14 protein-coding genes are annotated in these 17,863 nt (G+C 49.2%); 12 read left to right on the forward strand and 2 right to left on the reverse strand.

Annotated features, from left to right (window positions below):
• Window positions 1-148: 148 nt before the first annotated feature.
• From DWX32_RS14555 to DWX32_RS14585, 7 genes are all read left to right on the forward strand, one after another.
• The gene (locus tag DWX32_RS14555) at window positions 149-2,389 is read left to right on the forward strand and encodes a glycoside hydrolase family 3 N-terminal domain-containing protein (protein ID WP_147398117.1); all 2,241 of its coding nucleotides are present in this window, start codon (window positions 149-151) and stop codon (window positions 2,387-2,389) included.
• Between the two features lie 454 nt (window positions 2,390-2,843).
• Window positions 2,844-3,779, forward strand: coding sequence for an ABC transporter permease (locus DWX32_RS14560; RefSeq protein ID WP_022463174.1), 936 nt, complete (start codon window positions 2,844-2,846; stop codon window positions 3,777-3,779).
• Between the two features lie 14 nt (window positions 3,780-3,793).
• Window positions 3,794-4,723, forward strand: a complete 930-nt coding sequence (locus DWX32_RS14565; RefSeq protein WP_022463175.1) for a carbohydrate ABC transporter permease — start codon at window positions 3,794-3,796, stop codon at window positions 4,721-4,723.
• A 138-nt stretch (window positions 4,724-4,861) separates the two neighbouring features.
• Entirely contained in the window at window positions 4,862-6,502 is a 1,641-nt protein-coding gene (locus DWX32_RS14570) for an extracellular solute-binding protein (RefSeq protein WP_118660425.1), read from the forward strand.
• Window positions 6,503-6,686: 184 nt separating this feature from the next.
• The gene (locus DWX32_RS14575; protein ID WP_256372550.1) at window positions 6,687-7,985 is read left to right on the forward strand and encodes an alpha-L-fucosidase; all 1,299 of its coding nucleotides are present in this window, start codon (window positions 6,687-6,689) and stop codon (window positions 7,983-7,985) included.
• Between the two features lie 27 nt (window positions 7,986-8,012).
• Entirely contained in the window at window positions 8,013-9,026 is a 1,014-nt protein-coding gene (locus DWX32_RS14580) for a glycoside hydrolase family 18 protein (RefSeq protein ID WP_118660427.1), read from the forward strand.
• Between the two features lie 153 nt (window positions 9,027-9,179).
• Entirely contained in the window at window positions 9,180-11,717 is a 2,538-nt protein-coding gene (locus DWX32_RS14585) for a transglutaminase domain-containing protein (protein WP_118660456.1), read from the forward strand.
• Between the two features lie 48 nt (window positions 11,718-11,765).
• On the opposite strand, the gene DWX32_RS14590 is transcribed toward DWX32_RS14585, so the two are convergent.
• Together DWX32_RS14590 and DWX32_RS14595 are read right to left on the reverse strand one after the other, a co-directional pair.
• Window positions 11,766-12,368, reverse strand: coding sequence for an HAD family hydrolase (locus DWX32_RS14590; protein WP_118640978.1), 603 nt, complete (start codon window positions 12,366-12,368; stop codon window positions 11,766-11,768).
• Window positions 12,365-12,601 carry a hypothetical protein gene (locus DWX32_RS14595; protein WP_118660430.1) on the reverse strand — a complete coding sequence of 79 codons (237 nt, stop codon included), beginning with the start codon at window positions 12,599-12,601 and terminating at the stop codon, window positions 12,365-12,367. The genes DWX32_RS14590 and DWX32_RS14595 overlap by 4 nt, the downstream gene beginning before the upstream one ends.
• 237 nt (window positions 12,602-12,838) lie before the next feature.
• Here DWX32_RS14595 and DWX32_RS14600 point away from each other — a divergent pair, with 237 nt between their 5' ends.
• The 5 genes from DWX32_RS14600 to DWX32_RS14620 all read left to right on the forward strand — a co-directional run bounded on the left by DWX32_RS14600 (window position 12,839) and on the right by DWX32_RS14620 (window position 17,858).
• Window positions 12,839-13,240: a hypothetical protein gene (locus tag DWX32_RS14600; RefSeq protein WP_118595526.1), complete on the forward strand. Its 402-nt coding sequence runs from the start codon at window positions 12,839-12,841 to the stop codon at window positions 13,238-13,240.
• Between the two features lie 21 nt (window positions 13,241-13,261).
• On the forward strand, window positions 13,262-14,101 hold the full coding sequence (locus DWX32_RS14605; protein ID WP_055228501.1) for a DUF5685 family protein: 840 nt from the start codon (window positions 13,262-13,264) through the stop codon (window positions 14,099-14,101).
• Window positions 14,102-14,107: 6 nt separating this feature from the next.
• On the forward strand, window positions 14,108-14,815 hold the full coding sequence (locus DWX32_RS14610; RefSeq protein ID WP_117510260.1) for a DnaJ domain-containing protein: 708 nt from the start codon (window positions 14,108-14,110) through the stop codon (window positions 14,813-14,815).
• Window positions 14,816-15,103: 288 nt separating this feature from the next.
• The gene (locus DWX32_RS14615; RefSeq protein ID WP_055221450.1) at window positions 15,104-16,483 is read left to right on the forward strand and encodes an aminopeptidase; all 1,380 of its coding nucleotides are present in this window, start codon (window positions 15,104-15,106) and stop codon (window positions 16,481-16,483) included.
• Window positions 16,484-16,508: 25 nt separating this feature from the next.
• Window positions 16,509-17,858 (forward strand): hemolysin family protein, encoded by a 1,350-nt coding sequence (locus tag DWX32_RS14620; RefSeq protein ID WP_055221392.1) that lies wholly within the window; start codon window positions 16,509-16,511, stop codon window positions 17,856-17,858.
• The last annotated feature ends 5 nt before the right edge of the window (window positions 17,859-17,863 follow it).

The raw sequence follows: 17,863 nt of genomic DNA on the forward strand, positions 1-17,863 counted from the left end.
ATGAACGAAATATAACTTATTGTGGACAAAAGTAAAAAAATGAGATACAATAAAGCCGTTTCATAGGAGAATTTTGGGGGAAACAGATCAAAAATACACCGGCAGGAAGAAAACGGCCGGGCAGAAAGCATATAAGGAGGAAAATCAGATGGAAGCATATCAGAATACAGCCCTTTCACCGGAAGAGAGAGCAAAGGATCTTCTGGGAAGGATGACATTAAAGGAAAAAGTGGGACAGCTCAATCAGCGTCTGTACGGATTCCGGATCTATGAGCGGCAGGGAGAGGAATTTACCCTGACCGACGAATTCAAAGAAGAAGTAGAGCGCATGGGCGGACTGGGGGTTCTGTACGGCCTGTACCGTGCCGACCCGTGGGCAGATAAGGACGAGAAGACCGGAATCGTGCCGGAACTCTCCGCGAAAGCCTACAATATGGTACAGCACTACGTCATGGAACATTCCCGCCTCGGCATTCCGATGATGATGAGCAGCGAGTGCCCGCATGGCCATCAGGCACTCGGAGGAGGTCTGCTTCCGGTCAACCTGGCTGCCGGAGCAACGTTTGATCCGGCGCTTCTTTCGGAAGGCTACAAGGCATGCGGAAAGCAGTTAAAGAGCGGTCATGTGGAGCTGGCGCTGATGTCGGCACTTGATATGGCGCGCGATCCGAGATGGGGAAGAAGTGAAGAGTGCTACTCTGAGGATCCATGCCTTGCAGCAGCGATGGCAAAAGCAGCCGTGACCGGAATGCAGTCGACCGGCGTCGGCAGCGTGGCAAAACATTTCTGCGCCCAGGGCGAGACGACCGGAGGTGTAAATGCGAGTGCGGCGAGAATCGGGGAGCGTGAGCTGCGTGAAATCCATTTTCCGTCTGCAAAAGCGTGCTGCGAAGCCGGTGTGGAAGGAATCATGGCGGCGTATAACGAGATCGACGGCGTGTACTGCCACAGAAATGCATGGCTGCTTCGCGATGTACTGCGCGGTGAGATGGGCTTTGACGGCATTGTGATGGCAGACGGACTGGCTGTCGATTTCCTGAAAAACACAGAGGGGGATACGCTGCATGCAGCCGTTGCGGCAAGAAAGGCCGGTGTTGATGTGAGCCTGTGGGATGAAGCCTTTGGCCGTCTCGGCGAGGCGGTTGATCAGGGACTTCTGGAAGAGAGCCAGATCGATGAGGCGGTGCTCCGCGTTCTGAAACTGAAATTTGAAAAAGGCCTGTTCGAGCATCCTTATATGGAGGAAAACATGCTTTCACCGGAAGAAGCCGGCATTCCGGAGGTATCTCTTGCACTGGCGCGGGAGTCTGCTGTGCTTCTGAAAAATGAAAAGACGGTGCTTCCGCTTGCAAAGAAATATAAAAAAGTAGCAGTGATCGGCTACCATGCGGCAGACCGTTACTGTATGCTCGGCGATTATACTCCGCCGGTGCCGGAAAGCGAGTGCGTCACGGTTCTGCAGGGCATGAAGCAGGAAGCACCGGATGGCGTGAAAGTCTCTTATGCGATGGGGTCCGGTTTTTCCGAGGCGGATGAGCATGAAAAAGCAAAAGCGATGGCACTTGCAGAAGAAAGCGATGTGATCGTGGCCGTTGTCGGCGGTTCCTCCTCACGGTTTGGAGGAGCTGTGTTCGATGCAAACGGAGCAGCCTCGAAGGGAACGGGCAGCCGTTCGATGGACTGCGGCGAGGGAATGGACACCGCGAAGGTTCACATTCCGGCCGCGCAGGAAGAACTGATTGCAGCACTTGCCCGCCTTGGCAAACCACTGGTAACGGTTGTAATTGCCGGAAGAGCATACTGTATCGAGAAGATCGAAAATGCTTCCGATGCCGTTTTATATGCATTCTACCCGGGACCGATGGGAGGCAGGGCAGTTGCTGAGCTTCTCTATGGAAGCAGCAATCCGTCCGGCCGTCTTCCGGTTTCTATGCCACGCCACGTGGGACAGATCCCGGTATGCTACAATTATCGGACTTCCGTTGCCCCGGCGTACTGTGATATGACAAGCCAGCCGCTGCATACCTTCGGAGAAGGAAGATCCTACACAACGTTTACCGGCAGTGATGTTTCCGTAACAAAAGAAGAAAATGGTATTTCTGTTTCCTTTACCGTGGAAAATACCGGAAATATGGCCGGAACTTCCGTTCCGTGCCTGTATGTGCGGAAACGTTCCGGCGGCGTTGTGGCAAGAATCAAAGAGCTGAAAGCCTTTACGAGAATTGCACTTGCACCGGGAGAGAAAAAAGAAGCTGTGTTCCATCTTACAAAAGAGGAGCTGAATTTTGTCCAGATTCCGGGAAAACCAGAGGTCATCTGCCATGAGTACGAGCTGATGCTTGAAGATGGAGCAGAGAAATGGTGGACTGGAAACGTGACGGAAATGTAAGAACGGACGAAAAAACATAAAAATATAATAAAAATGAACAAAGAAGGAAACTATATTACAAAATAAAGAAACATAGCTTCCTTCTTTTTGTTTGCAAAAAATGGATAAAAATATAAATGGATCGTATGCTCCGATGCCGTGAAACGAAAAACAAAGGGAAAAACAGGAGAATTTATGGGAAAAGTGCTTAAAAAGTATCGGTTTAAATTGCGTAAAAGTAACAAAATAATATTTGTGTTCAAAAATTAATTGACAAATAAGGAAACAAAATGTAAAATAAATTCATCAAAACAGTGTTGGATAAATCTTAAATAACAGATTTGATTGTGGCAGTTGTACAAAAAAGAAGCAGCATGCGAGGATGATGCGAAAGCAAAATGTTCAAAATGTTCACGACAAGGGATGCTCCAATCAAGGAAAACACGAAACCTTTAAAAGGGAGGACAAGAGAGAAATGAAAGAGAAACCAACAAAAGCAAAGAAAAAAGGCCGCACCATCCGCGCCTTTAAGAGAGACATCTCGCTTTGGCTTTTCTGTGTTCCGGGCGTAATCCTGACATTCATCTTCAGCTACATTCCGATGTATGGTGTACAGATCGCGTTCCGCCGCTTTAATGCGACAGCCGGAATCACAAAGAGCCCGTGGGTAGGCATGTACTACTTTGAGAGATTCTTCAACTCTCCATACTTTGCTTCCACCATCAAGAACACATTGATCCTGAGTCTGTACGGACTGGTTGTATCATTCCCGATTCCGATCATCCTGGCACTGATGCTGAACTCCTTCCGCCATAAGAGATACCGGAAAGTGATCCAGACCGTCACCTACGCGCCGAACTTCATTTCCACCGTAGTTATGTGTGGTATGATCATTCTGTTCCTGTCTCCGTCCGTCGGTGTTATCAACCACGTACTGGAAGCAATCGGAATTCCGGCGGTCAACTTCATGGCGAAAAAAGCCTACTGGAGACACATTTATGTGTGGACCGGCGTATGGCAGAGTACAGGATGGAGCTCTGTTATTTACTTCGCAGCACTCGCCGGCATCAGCCCGGAGCTGCATGAGGCGGCAAAGGTAGACGGCGCAACGAAATTACAGCTGATCCGTCACATCGACCTTCCGCTGATCATGCCGACCGCGACCATTCTTCTGATTATGAACTGCGGAAGCATTCTTTCCGTCGGCTTCGAAAAAGCCTTCCTTCTGCAGAACAACCTGAATGCCAGTGTATCCGAGATCATTTCCACCTACGTCTATAAGGTCGGTCTGATCAACAACGATATGTCGTATTCTTCAGCAATCGGTCTGTTCAACACCATCGTAAACATGGTTATGCTGATCATTGTCAATACGATATCTGATAAACTTTCGGGCAACAGCCTGTGGTAGGAGGAAACAAAAACATGAGTAAAGAAAATACCGCAGTGACAAAAAAGAAAATAAAACGCTGCAAAGAGGACGTCGTTTTTGACGCAGCCTGCTTCATTATCCTGACGCTGGTTCTGTTTGTTGTGGCATATCCGCTGTACTGGGTTATCATTTCATCCATCAGTGCGCCAAGCGCCGTATCGAGTGGTAAAGTACTGCTTCACCCGATCGGATTTACCCTGAAGGGCTACGCAGAAGTATTTAAAAACGACCAGGTTATGAGAGGCTTTTTAAACTCCCTGATCATCACCTTCTGCGGTGTCATGGTCAACCTGATCGTAACGCTTCCGACATCATATGCACTTTCCAGAAGCAATTTCTCCGGAAAGAAACCGATCACCATTTTTTACCTGATCACCATGTTCTTCGGCGGCGGTCTGATCCCTACCTATCTGGTTATTCAGAGACTGCAGATGCTGAACACGATCTGGGCACTGATTCTTCCGGGATGCTTAAGCGTATACAACATGATCGTGGCAAGAACCTTCTTCAAGTCGAACATTTCGGAAGAGCTGTATGAGGCAGCTGAAATTGACGGCTGCACCCAGGCGAGATTCTTTTTCCAGATTGCACTTCCGCTTTCCAAAGCGATCATCGCAATTCTGGTTCTGTACTATGGTGTCGGTCACTGGAACTCATACTTCTCAGCACTCGTTTATATTTCGGACAAAGCAAAGTATCCGTTGCAGCTGGTTCTGCGTAACATCCTGATCACGAACCAGACCGCGCTGTCCCAGACAGCAACAACTGCGGCAGCAAGAGCAGCACTGCAGGAAAAACAGCAGCTGATCGACGTTATGAAATACTCGCTGATCATCATCAGCAGTATCCCGGTTCTGGTTATGTACCCACTGGTGCAGAAGCACTTTGTAAAGGGTGTTATGATCGGATCCATGAAGGGTTGATTTACAAGAAGAAGTTTTTTTAACGATTTATCTGCCGCACGGGAAACGGCGGTATGTAAATAAAGAGTCCGGACAACGGACAGGCAAAAGCGCTTCCGGCGGGAAAATGCCGCCGGAACAACACAGGAGGGAAAAATCATGAAAAGAAAAGCAGTCGCAGCAGTTTTAACTGCAGTAATGGTGGCATCTATGTTTACCGGATGTGGAAGTGATAATGGAAGCAGCTCGGCAAAGAGTGCTTCTGCAGCATCCGCAGCATCCGCAGCAAACGACACCGTGGATGAGGACGGAAAAGTAAACGGCATTATGTATCAGGAAGGTCTTCCGCTGGTAGACGAGGGAGATTACACCTTCTCTATCTTCTGCGATGATTCCAGCGAATCCGGCGAGTTTATCATGCTCAATGAGTTCAAAAAACAGACCAATGTAGACGTTGACCTGAAAATTTATCCATACGAAACAGCAACGGAGAGACTGAATCTGGATCTGAACTCCGGAGATTACGCGGATGTGATCGGCGGATGGACCTTAAGCGACAATGCAATCCTGACCTATGGTGTAAACCAGGGCGTATTCATTCCGCTGGAAGATTATTTTGAGAAATATTGCCCGAACATTTCTGCGATCCTGGATCTGCCGGGTGTAAGAGAAAAAATGACAGCACCGGACGGACACATCTACACAATTCCGTACGTATGTGCCGATTCAACCGTTGGATACAGCCCATACATCAATACGAAATGGCTGGAGAATGTTGGCATGAGCATGCCGACCACTACAGACGAGTTTGAGGCAGTCTTGAAAGCCTTCAAAGAGCAGGATGCAAACGGCAACGGTGACGCTTCCGATGAAATCCCGTTCTCTACCGACCCGAACAACAAACATATCGAGGCTATGGCCGGTTACTTCGGACTTCCGATGAACAAACTTGGTATTGCAATCCAGAATGAAAAGGTTGTTTACGGCGGTGTCAGCGATACATACCGTGAGTTCCTTTCCTGGTTCCACAAACTGTATGCAGAAGGACTCGTAGACGTAGAGCTTTACACACAGGACAGCTCCACATGGGAAGGTAAAGGAAATCAGGACCTGTACGGCGTTTCCATCGCATACGGAAGCGGAGAGTTTACCGGAATCCCGGCTGCAGAGGAAAGAGGCGATTTCGACTCCATGCCTGTTCTGAACACAGACAAAGACGGAATCTGGCTGCGCGATACGGAAGGCTTCAGCGTATACAGAACCCAGGCTGTCATCACAAACAAGGCAGAGCATCCGGAAATCATCTGCCGCTGGTTTGACAATGCATTCGCACTGGAGAACGGCATCGGCTGCAACAGAGGACCGGTTGGTGTGATTGTAAACAAAGAGGATGACGGATACCATGCGATTGACACCACCACACTGTCTGAGGAAGATCAGGAAAAATATTCCTGGGGCAATCTGTGGCCGCAGTCTCTGCCGAAATATCTGCCGGCAGACTTCGAGTTTGTAGAAGAGCATCCGATGTATGATGAGAAAAAAGCAACAGAGGAAGCTTATGAGGCAAATCTGACCAAAGAAATTATTCCGTCCTACTGGATTGACTTGGATAAAATTGATACCTTCTCTGATACGAACACAGCAATCAAAGATTTCTTTGAGCAGCAGCAGGCGCAGTTCGTATGCGGCGAGCTTGACATTGACAACGATGCTGACTGGCAGGCTTATGTAGATGGTATGTACTCTCTGGGACTTGAGGACTGGGTAGCAACTCAGGGTATCGAGGAAATCGCGAAATAAACAGGAAAAGGTAACGATATTTCCTGTGGCGTGAAAAAAGGCATATTACAGTGTAAAACGGTAATATGCCTTTCTTTTTGGGCAAGAACTGATATAATGGGAAGAAACAATAAAGGGGTAATTAGATCGGATAAAAAAGCTATGCCCGGAGTCTTTTAATCCGGGAGTACAAAAAAAGGAGGAGCTGGAAGAGATGATGCAGGACTGGTTTCGGAACGCGAAGCTGGGCATTTTTATCCATTATGGGATTTATGCGGTGGGTGATGTGTCAGAGTCATGGTCGTTCCACAACGGAAATATTTCTTATGAAGATTACATGAAACAGTGTGAAGGCTTTACAGCATCGAAGTTTGATGCGAAAAAATGGGCGGAGCTGTTTCAAAAAGCAGGTGCGCAGTACGTGGTTATGACAGCGAAGCACCATGACGGCGTGGCACTGTTTGATACCGGATACAGTGATTTAAGTGTTGTGAAGAAAACGCCGGCAGCGCGCGACCTTGTAAAAGAGTATACAGCCGCCATGCGTGAGGCAGGTCTGAAAGTCGGCCTTTATTATTCGCTGATCGACTGGTCGGATCCGCGGTATCGCACGGTTTACCCGGAAGGAATGAAAAAAGAAGACTGTCTGAACGATATCTATGGTTCCCCGGCCGGAAAAGAGGAGGAGCCGCAGAAATGGCAGGAGTTTCTGGAATTCAACAATCATCAGTTAAAAGAACTGATGTCGAATTACGGAACGGTGGATCTTTTATGGTTTGATGGTGACTGGGAACGGAGCGCGGCACAGTGGAAGATGCCGGAATTCAGGGAATATCTGCATACGCTGAATCCGAACGTTGTATTGAATTCGAGAATGCAGGGCTACGGAGATTATGAGACACCGGAGCAGGGAATTCCGCTGTACGGACCGAAAGGCGAGTGGGAATTCTGTACGACGATCAATGATTCCTGGGGATATCGTCCATCGGACAATGATTACAAGAGCAGCGGCCAGATCGTGCGTATGTTCTGCGACTGTATTACCCTCGGCGGAAGAATGCTGCTGGACATCGGACCGAAAGAGGACGGAACGCTCGATGAACGTCAGGAGAAGGTGCTGCTGGATCTTGGCGGATGGATTCATGACCACGAGGAAGCGGTATTTGGAACAGAAAAAGGACTGGATTACAATCATTTTCTCGGCGGAAGCACGATTTCGGCGGATCAGAAGACGATGTATCTTTTTGTCTATGATAAGCCGCAGGAGACGCTGTGCGTGAAAGGCATTAAAACGCCGGTAAAAAGGGTGACGGTTCTGCATACGGGAGAAGAACTTCGGTTCTCCTATACGGGTTCCCTTCCATGGAGCGGTATTCCGGGAACACTCTGGATCTGGGCCGGCGAGATGAGTATTCATCCGTTTGCAACGGTTGTGAAGGTAGAGCTTGAGGATGAGATCACCTACAATCTGGGACACGGGGAAGTCGTAACCTTTAATGAGTAAAACGATTCGGACAGAGGAGCTTATGAGATGAAGAGAATAATTGGCTATGTAAATACGGCGGACTTAAATCATATGCGAGAAGAGGATGTGCGGGCACTTACCGTGATCAATATTGCATTTGGTCTGATCCGGGACGGAGAAGTTGTATGGGATGCAAAGGATGCACGGGATGGAATAGTATCCATTCGGAAAAGCAACCCGGAGCTGAAAATTGTATTGTCCGTAGGAGGCTGGGGAGCAGACGGCTTTTCCCAGTCGGCGAGAACAAAAGAGGGAAGAGAGCGGTTTGCTGCGAGTGCGCTTGCAATTGTGAAGGAGTATGGTCTGGACGGTATTGATATTGACTGGGAGTATCCGGGCACATCGCTGGCAGGAATTGCGTCGGACAGATCGGATAAAGAGAATTATACGCTGCTTCTGGCGGAGCTTCGGAAGACACTGGATGCGTACAGAGAAGGCATGCTTGTAACGACAGCAGTCGGCGGAGATGTTTATTTTGCACTGCAGACAGATATGAAGGAGGCCTCCCGGTATCTGGATTATGTGCAGCTGATGACGTATGATCTGCAGGGCGGTTTCCAGAAGGTGACGGGACATCATGCGGCGCTGTATCACAGTGAGGGAAATTTGTTTGACGCATGTGTGGAGAAGGCAGTGAACGGTTTTGCAAATGCAGGCGTTCCAATGGAGAAGCTGATCCTTGGCGTACCGTTTTATTCCAGAAAATGGGATGGAGTAAAAGGCGCCGGATGCCGCAACGGGCTTGGAATGGAAGCAGAGACGGTCGGAGGATATGGCGGTGACTATGGCGAGCTCAAAGAGAGCTGGATCGGAAAGAGGGGATTTATCCGGTATTGGGATGAGCAGGCAAAGGTTCCGTATCTGTTTGACGGGGAGACATTTATCAGCTATGAGGACTGTGAGTCGCTTGGGGTGAAAATTGCGTACCTGAAAGAAAAGGGCATGGGGGGCATTATGTTCTGGGAGTATAAATGCGATCCCAGCGGAGAATTACTTTCATTTATAAAGAAAAATATGTAGCGTAGTGACCCACAGCCGGTATGTGAAAAGGCTCCTCGCTCCGGTGTTCCTGAAAAATCGCAAGGAATCCTTTTTCACATGGCGTCTGCCGCCGGTGGGCGGATGTACGTTGTGGAGACGGATAGAAAAAAAGAGGAAGGGATAGATAGAATCATGATCTCAGAAAATTTAAGAAAATATGCAACGGAAAAATTTGAGAGACGGAGAGAGCTTCTGGCTCCGGTGATGCCTGTTATCGAAGAAAAATTAAAACAGTGCAGTGAGGAAGAGGCTGTGCTGATGAAGTTTCTGTATGGTACGATGCCGGTAAGGGATGCGGGAGAATATGGATTTGACCTTTTTCTTTCGTACGTGAAGCATGCGCTGATGCTGCGGGAGAAGGTGGCATGGTGTAAGGAACTGCCGGAGGATGTGTTTGTAAACTATGTGCTGTATGACCGGATCAATTCCGAGGACATTACGGACTGCAGACCGTTTTTTTATGAGCAGATTATGGGGCGTGTAGCCGGAATGAGTCTTTTAGAGGCGATTCTGGAGATTAATTACTGGTGTGCGGAGCATGCGACGTATGAGGCGACGGACGGCAGAACGGCATCTCCGATGACAATGTATCGGAGTGGAAAGGGACGCTGCGGCGAGGAGTCTACGTTTGCAGTTACGGCGTATCGGAGTGTCGGTATTGCGGCGCGGCAGGTCTATACACCAAGATGGGCGCACTGTGATGACAATCATGCCTGGGTTGAGGTGTTTGTGGACGGCGAGTGGCATTTCCTCGGCGCCTGTGAGCCGGAAGAAGTGCTGGATACCGGCTGGTTCTCCGGTCCGGCGAATCGGGCAATTCTGATTCATACGCGGAACTTCTCGGATTATGTAAAGGAGAGTAACGAGGAGTATCTTGGAAAAGAAGGGGCGCTGTACTACTTTAACCATACAGATTTTTATGGCAGAACGAAGCTGGTGAAGATTCTTGTGAAGGATGAGAATGGAAAACCGGCTGCAGGAGCGCATATTGCGGTTGAAATCCTGAATATGGCAGAGTTTTTCCCGGCTGCAGTGATGATTGCGGATGCGGACGGAGAAGTTCGGATGACACTTGGCCTTGGCGATATCCGGGTACGGGCATTTGACGGAATACGCCGGGCGGAAGCCATGATGCGGATTGAGGAGGAGGATTCGCTGGAACTGGTGCTTCGTGAAGAGGCGGTTCCGGAAGCGGATGACAGGTGGCAGACGCTGGAAATCCGGGCACCGAAGGAGGTGCCGGTACGGAATGTCGTTGCCACAAAGGAGCAGAAGGAGCGCAATGCGGCACGGATGGCAGAGGCGGAACGGCTTCGGAAGGCACGGTTTGCAGCATGCTTTGATGAGAAGAAGGCTGCTGCGTATCCGGAAGCGGAAGAGATTTTCCGTCGGTCAGGAGAGAATTTTGGGGAAATTTATGCATTCCTTTCCAAAGATGAAAATCCGAACCGGAAGAAGCTGCTGTTTTCGCTGGCTTTAAAGGATGCGAAGGACTTGAAGGCATCCGTTTTAGAGGATCATCTCGACTGCGAGCAGGGGGATCTGCCGGAGGAGATTTTCAGGAAGGATCTTCTTTGTCCGCGTATTTTCCTCGAGGAGCTGACGCCATATCGGAGCATGATCCGCGAATTTTTTGAGGAAGAGACAAAACACAGCTTTGCGGAGCAGCCGGAACGGATCATGGATTATCTTAAGAAGAATATTACCTTCCATCCAGAAGAAGAGTATGACACGATCATGGCAACGCCGGTCGGCGTCCTTACCATGAAACAGGGAAGTCCGCTGGCGCAGAAGATTCTGTTCGTGGCAATCTGCCGGAGTCTCAATGTAGCGGCAAGACTGAATCCGGTGACCCTGGAGCCGGAGTATTACCGTGATGGGGCATTCCACAGTGTGGAAACAGAAGCTGCTGTTTTGAAGGATGAAACGGAAAGTGCGGTTCTGACACTGAATGCGGAGGATGGAAGCGCATGGAAGTATTATCAGACGTGGACCATCGGAAAGTGGAACGGAACAGTGTTTGAGACGCTGAATTACGAAGAAACCGCATTCGACGGAAAAACACTGGATCTGACCCTGGAGCCGGGCTGCTATCGTCTGATTACAAGTATGCGTATGCCGAACGGTGACCAGCATGCCGCATACCGCGTGTTTGAACTGAAGGCGGGAGAAGCAAAAGAGATTTATCTGGAAACCGTGAAAAAAGAGCTGGATGAGCTGTTAGAGCACATCGAACTGCCGGAGATCACGCTGGAGGATCTGGATGGAAAGGCGCATACCCTGAACGATCTCACCAAAGACGGCCCGATCCTTCTGGCCTTCCTCGGAACCGGAGAGGAGCCGACCGAGCATGTTCTGAATGAGCTGATCGAAATCGCAGAGAAGTGGAACGCAAAAGACGCTGCCATGGCAGCCGTTCTCCGCACGAAAGCCGACCTGGAAAACACGACTTTCCAGAAAGCCCGCGCAGCAATCCACAACATGTCCCTCTACCTCGACCCATCCGACGACGCCCCGGCGATCGCCGAAAAAATGGGAATCGACGCAGAAAAACTCCCACTGCTGATACTCGCATTGCCGGGAAACATCGGCGGACGCGCTTATGCCGGATATAACGTCGGCAGCGTCGGACTGATGCTGCGGCTGATGGAAGAGGCGGCGAAAGCGTAAGTTAATACTAAAAAACAGGCTGACGCACGAATGCGGCAGCCTGTTTTTTTAAAGAACGCCCAGTTTTTTCAACTGTGCCACGCCATCTTCATATCCCGTAAAATGAATTCCATGAATCCCTGCCTGCTCTGCGGCCTCGACGTTTGCTTTGGTGTCGTCGAGGAATACGCAGCGGTCCGGGGTGAGGGAGAATTTCTGGATCAGGTGCTGGTAGATCTCCGGTTCCGGTTTTGTTAAATGGCAGGTGTAGGAGAAGAGGGTTCCGTCCATGTAGGGGAGGAAGGGCATTTTCTCTTTGGTGCGCTCGAAGAGGTCTCCGGAGTAGTTGGAGAGGATGTAGAGGCGGTAGCCTTTTTCTTTTAAGGAGCGTACCCAGCTTTCTGCATACGGCAGCGGGGTGATGGTTTCCTCGCAGTGGGCGAAAACCTCTTTGATTTCTTCGGTGTATTCCGGGGCGAGGGAGCAGAATCCTTTTACAATCTCCTCCGGTGTGAGAATTCCGCGGTCGAACTGGCGCCAGTAAGGGCTTTCGAAGGTTGCGGCGGTGATTGCTTTCGTCTTTTCCGGACCGAAAGCAAAGCGTTTCAGATAGGACTCGTAGTCCCAGTTGACGAGTACGCGGCCTACATCAAAAATAATGGTATCAATCATGACTGTTTTTCTCCTTTGTCTGATTTGTCGTTCTCATCGCGGTGCGACAGAACCTTGGCAACCAGCATCATGGCATAGATGAGCACTGGTACGGTAATCGCACAGTAGAGGCAGACTGTCAGCGCCTTGTGTGCAAACGGCGTGTCGATAAACGCAAAAATCATGGCGCCAAGCCCGAATCCGATCAGGAACGCGATGGCGAGAAGGGCTCCGATCTGTTTGAGTCGTTTCATAGATGGGATTCTCCAATCAAAAAATAAATACATGGTATAGTGTAGCACAGCTTCCTTGAAACATCCATGAAAAATTGAAAAACTGTCTGCAGGAAAAAACAGAGCGTGTTTGAAAAATGCGACACTGCAAAATTTAAGGATTCTTTAGAAAAAATTAATGGCGCTTTCGATTGCTTTTTTCCCTCAAAAGGGATAGAGTATTGGCATATACTTTGAAAAAGGAGAAACGAGAACAAAATGGATAAACTGAAAGAAAAACTTTCCCGCCTGATGTACGGCCGCTACGGCATCGATCAGCTGGGCAATTTTATGATGTGGGCGGCAGTTGCCATGATGATTTTCGGAGCGGTTGTACGGAGCTCCCTTATCTACACCCTGGCACTCGTCCTGATCGTCTGGGCGGATGTGCGCATCATGTCCAAGAACCATTCCAAACGGTATGCGGAAAACCAGAAATTCCTGGAACTGAAAAACCGCGTCGTCGGATTCTTCCGAGGCGGAACCCGTGCATTCAAGGATAAAGAGCACTGCTACTTCCGCTGCCCGTCCTGCCATCAGCAGGTGCGTGTGCCGAAAGGAAAAGGCCACATCGAGATCTGCTGCCCGAAATGCGGAACAAAATTCATCAAAAACACCTGATAAAAAGGAGCAGTGCGATTCATGTTTGGTTATGTGACCATCCGAAAGGATGACCTGAAAGTCAAAGATTACAACAAATATCAGGCATACTACTGCGGTCTGTGTCAGGATATCAAAGAGGCGTATGGAAAAAAGGGTCAGGCGATGCTGACGTTTGATATGACATTTCTTTCCATCCTGCTGACCGGGCTTTATGAGTGTGAGACAAAAGAAGAGGAGCATTACTGCTTTCTTCATCCCGGCAAAAAACATAAATGCCTGCGGAACAAATACACAAAATACTGCGCAGACATGAACGTGCTGCTCGCCTATTACAATCTGCTGGATGACTGGGAGGACGAGAAAAACTACGCGGCGTTTACAGCGGCAAAGGCTTTGAAAAAATCTGTGACACGCATCGAGGCATCGTATCCGCGCCAGACGAAAGCAGTGCAGGATTACCTCGAAAAGCTGCATGCATGCGAGAAGGAAAACAATCCAGACCTCGATCTTGCGGCGGGCTATACCGGAGAGGTGATGGCGGAGATCTATATTCCGGAGGAGGACATCTGGAGCGATGATCTGCGCCAGGTCGGCTTTTACATCGGAAAATTCATTTACCTGATGGATGCGCTTGATGACGTGGAAAAAGATAAAAAGAGCGGAAACTACAACCCGTTTCTGTCCATCGCAGATCAGCCGGACTTCGAGGAAACCGCAGAAAAAATCCTGCTGATGATGACGGCGGAAGCGTCGCGTGCATTTGAAAAACTTCCGATCCTGGAAAATGTAGACATTCTGCGAAATATATTGTATGCTGGTATCTGGGAAAAATACGAAATGCGAAAAAGCGCAAAAGAGCGCCAAAAAGAGGAGAAATAAAGACTGATGACAGATCCATATGAGGTGCTGGGCGTGTCCCGCGGGGCTTCGGACGATGAAATCAAAAAAGCATACCGAAAACTCAGCCGGACGTATCACCCGGATGCCAATATCAATAATCCGAATAAAGCAGAAGCAGAAGAAAAATTCAAACAGGTGCAGCAGGCGTACAAACAGATCATGGATGAACGCGAGCACGGCACCACGTACCAGAGCGGAGGTTCGTCGTATGGCGGAGATGCTTACGGCGGCTATGGCCCGTTCGGCGGCTTCGACCCATTCGGCGGCGCGTACGGAAACGGCGGCTCCGCACGGAATGATTATGGAAATTCCGAGCAGGAAATGCGGCTGCAGGCGGCAGCTAACTACATCAACAGCGGCCACTTCCGCGAGGCGATGAACGTGCTGAACGACATTTCCGACCGCAGCGGAAAATGGTATTTCCTGCATGCGATCGCAAATTCGCGCCTCGGCAACAACATCAATGCCGTGCAGGATGCCGAGATGGCAGTCAAATTAGAACCGCAGAATCTGCAGTACCAGCAGCTTTTAAACCAGCTCCAGGGCAGCGGCCAGTGGTATTCCGACATGGGAAGCGGCTACGGCTACGAGAGAAGTGCAGGTGATCTCGGAAAATGGTGCTGTGAATGTATGGCAATCAATGCCATCTGCAATTGCTGCTGCTGCGGCGGAAGAGGATTTTTCTGCTGTTGATCAAAAAATAATTACAAGAAATGTATAAAAGTGAACATTCAGGGGAGAATAACAGTGTCATCGAAATTCCCCTGTTCGATGATACAAAAGAAAAATAAGGAAATACTTATCCTCCCCTTAAAAGCCCCGCTGCAACCGAAAAAACGGTTCACTGTGGGGCTTTTTTCTAACAGCCGAAAGTCCTTGTTTTTCCCATCAAAACAGATTATAATGAAAGAGATCGCAATTATGACCGGAGCAAAAAAATACGAACGGATCATAGAAAGAAAACAGAAAGAGAGAAAAGCTATGGAACGAAAAACAGCATGGAATGAGTACAAGAAAAAAGATATGAAAAAGCTGGAAAAATTAAACGCCGGCTACCGCGCATTCCTGGATCACGGAAAAACGGAGCGTGAGTGTGTAAAGGAAAGTGTACGTCAAGCAGAAGAGGCCGGATACGTAAGCCTCGACACCTATGTAAAAGAAAATCGTGCGTTAAAACCGGGTGACAAGGTTTATGCTGTATGCATGAAGAAGGCCATTGCCCTGTTCCAGATCGGAACAAAGCCTCTGACAGAGGGTATGAATATTCTCGGTGCGCACATCGATTCTCCGCGTCTTGACGTAAAACAAAATCCACTGTATGAGGACAACGGATTTACATATCTTGATACCCATTATTACGGTGGCATCAAAAAATGGCAGTGGGTAACGCTTCCGCTTGCAATCCACGGTGTTGTAGCCAAGAAGGATGGCGAAGTAGTGGATGTAGTCATCGGCGAGGATGACAACGATCCGGTATTCTGTGTGACAGATCTTCTGATTCACCTTTCCAGAGAGCAGCAGACCAAACCGGCAAGTACGGTAGTAGAGGGCGAGAACCTCGATCTTCTGATCGGAAGCCAGCCGCTGGAAGGAACAGAGAAAGATGCAGTGAAAGCCATGACCTTAAAGCTCTTAAACGACAAGTATGGCATCGAAGAAGAGGATTTCCTCTCCGCAGAGCTTGAAATTGTACCGGCAGGAAAAGCGCGTGAGCTTGGTATGGATGCCAGCATGATTCTTGCATACGGCCAGGATGACCGTGTATGCGCATACACTTCTCTTGTCGCAATGCTCGAGGTGGAAGCACCGGAGAAGACATCCTGCTGCCTGCTCGTAGACAAAGAGGAGATCGGAAGCGTCGGCGCAACCGGTATGCAGTCTCATTTCTTCGAGAACACCATGGCAGAGCTGCTTGCACTTGCAGGCGAGGGAACAGAACTGGCCCTTCGAAGATGCCTTGCTTCCTCCAGAATGCTCTCTTCTGATGTCAGCGCAGCATTTGATCCGCTGTATGCAGCAGCATTTGAGAAGAAAAACGCTGCATTTTTCGGAAAAGGTATCGTAATTAACAAATTTACAGGAGCAGGCGGAAAGAGCGGCTCAAACGATGCCAATGCAGAGTACGTCGGAGCTCTTCGCGCTATCTTTGATGATGCAAAAGTAAATTGGCAGACAGCAGAGCTTGGTAAAGTTGATGTCGGAGGCGGCGGAACCATCGCCTACATCATGTCTCTGTACGGTATGGAAGTGATTGATTCCGGTGTACCGGTTCTCAGCATGCATGCTCCATGGGAAGTAACCAGCAAAGCAGATGTTTACGAGGCCAAGAAGGCCTATGTGGCATTTTTGAAAAACGCATAAATAATATTGAGGAGGTTTGAAACGTTTGGACAGTGACATAGTCGGCAGTATTCTTTTGCAGGTCGTATTGATAGCGGTCAATGCGGTATTTGCCTGCGCGGAGATCGCTGTGGTCTCCTGCAACGACGCTAAACTGGAAAAAATGGCACAGGAGGGAAACAAAAGAGCGGCGAAGCTGTTTCATCTGACGGAACAGCCATCCCGTTTTCTTGCAACGATACAGGTGGTCATCACTCTGTCCGGTTTTCTCGGAAGTGCCTTTGCAGCAGAAAATTTTTCGGATCGAATCGTTTCTGCTCTTGTGGACGCGGGTATGAAGATTCCGGAAAAGACACTGGATGCGATTGCCGTTGTGCTGATTACGCTGCTTTTATCTTATATCACCCTGATCTTTGGCGAACTGGTGCCGAAAAGGATTGCAATGCAGAAGGCTGAGCAGATTGCGCTCGGGATTTCCGGTCTTGTAAGCGGTGCTTCGAAAGTGTTTGCACCGCTTGTGTGGCTGCTGACTGCATCGACAAACGGTATCCTGCGCCTTCTGGGGATCGATCCGGATGAGGACGACGATCAGGTGACGGAGGAAGAAATCCGGATGATGGTAGATGCCGGCAGCGAAAAAGGCGCGATCGACAATGAAGAAAAAGATATGATTCAGAACGTATTTGAGTTCGATGATCTGACCATTGATGAAATCTGCGTCCACAGAACCGATGTAGATCTTCTGTGGCTGGAAGACTCGATGGAGGAGTGGGAGCAGCTGATCCATGAAAGCCGCCATTCTTATTACCCGGTCTGTGGTGAAACTGTGGACGATATCATCGGCGTTCTGGACGCCAAGGATTATTTCCGGCTTCGCACCAAGGACCGCGATCATGTCATGAAAGAAGCAATCAAACAGCCTTATTTTGTTCCTGAAAACATCAAGGCTGCCACGCTGTTCCAGAACATGAAAAAGACCGGCAACTATTTTGCCGTGGTTCTGGATGAGTACGGCGGCATGGATGGAATTATCACCGTGCGTAACCTGATCGAGCAGCTTGTCGGGGACTTGAATGATGAGGCGGAGATCGGGCAGCCATCGGAAATTGAGCTGATTTCCACAGACACCTGGAAAATCATGGGAAGTGCCTCGTTGGATGATGTGGCGGAGGAACTGAAGATCAAACTGCCGGTCGATGAATATGAAACGTTCGGCGGCTACATTTTCGGCGAACTCGGTGCGGTTCCGGATGACGGCAGCCAGTTTGAACTCGAGACCGACGATCTCTGGATCAAGGTCATGCGGGTCAAAGAACACCGCGTGGAAAATACGGTGGTAAAGAAACTGCCTCCGAAAGAAAAAGGAGAGCAGGAGGAACGTAAGGAGAGGGAATGAAACGT

The sequence above is a fragment of the Blautia sp. AF19-13LB genome (assembly GCF_003479105.1).
GTDB classification, from domain to species: domain Bacteria; phylum Bacillota; class Clostridia; order Lachnospirales; family Lachnospiraceae; genus Fusicatenibacter; species Fusicatenibacter saccharivorans.

Coding starts and splice junctions, on each gene's coding strand:
- DWX32_RS14555 (WP_147398117.1), top strand. CDS start 149: ATGGAAGCATATCAGAATACAGCCCTTTCACCGGAAGAGAGAGCAAAG.
- DWX32_RS14560 (WP_022463174.1), top strand. CDS start 2,844: ATGAAAGAGAAACCAACAAAAGCAAAGAAAAAAGGCCGCACCATCCGC.
- DWX32_RS14565 (WP_022463175.1), top strand. CDS start 3,794: ATGAGTAAAGAAAATACCGCAGTGACAAAAAAGAAAATAAAACGCTGC.
- DWX32_RS14570 (WP_118660425.1), top strand. CDS start 4,862: ATGAAAAGAAAAGCAGTCGCAGCAGTTTTAACTGCAGTAATGGTGGCA.
- DWX32_RS14580 (WP_118660427.1), top strand. CDS start 8,013: ATGAAGAGAATAATTGGCTATGTAAATACGGCGGACTTAAATCATATG.
- DWX32_RS14585 (WP_118660456.1), top strand. CDS start 9,180: ATGATCTCAGAAAATTTAAGAAAATATGCAACGGAAAAATTTGAGAGA.
- DWX32_RS14590 (WP_118640978.1), bottom strand. CDS start 12,368: ATGATTGATACCATTATTTTTGATGTAGGCCGCGTACTCGTCAACTGG.
- DWX32_RS14595 (WP_118660430.1), bottom strand. CDS start 12,601: ATGAAACGACTCAAACAGATCGGAGCCCTTCTCGCCATCGCGTTCCTG.
- DWX32_RS14600 (WP_118595526.1), top strand. CDS start 12,839: ATGGATAAACTGAAAGAAAAACTTTCCCGCCTGATGTACGGCCGCTAC.
- DWX32_RS14605 (WP_055228501.1), top strand. CDS start 13,262: ATGTTTGGTTATGTGACCATCCGAAAGGATGACCTGAAAGTCAAAGAT.
- DWX32_RS14610 (WP_117510260.1), top strand. CDS start 14,108: ATGACAGATCCATATGAGGTGCTGGGCGTGTCCCGCGGGGCTTCGGAC.
- DWX32_RS14615 (WP_055221450.1), top strand. CDS start 15,104: ATGGAACGAAAAACAGCATGGAATGAGTACAAGAAAAAAGATATGAAA.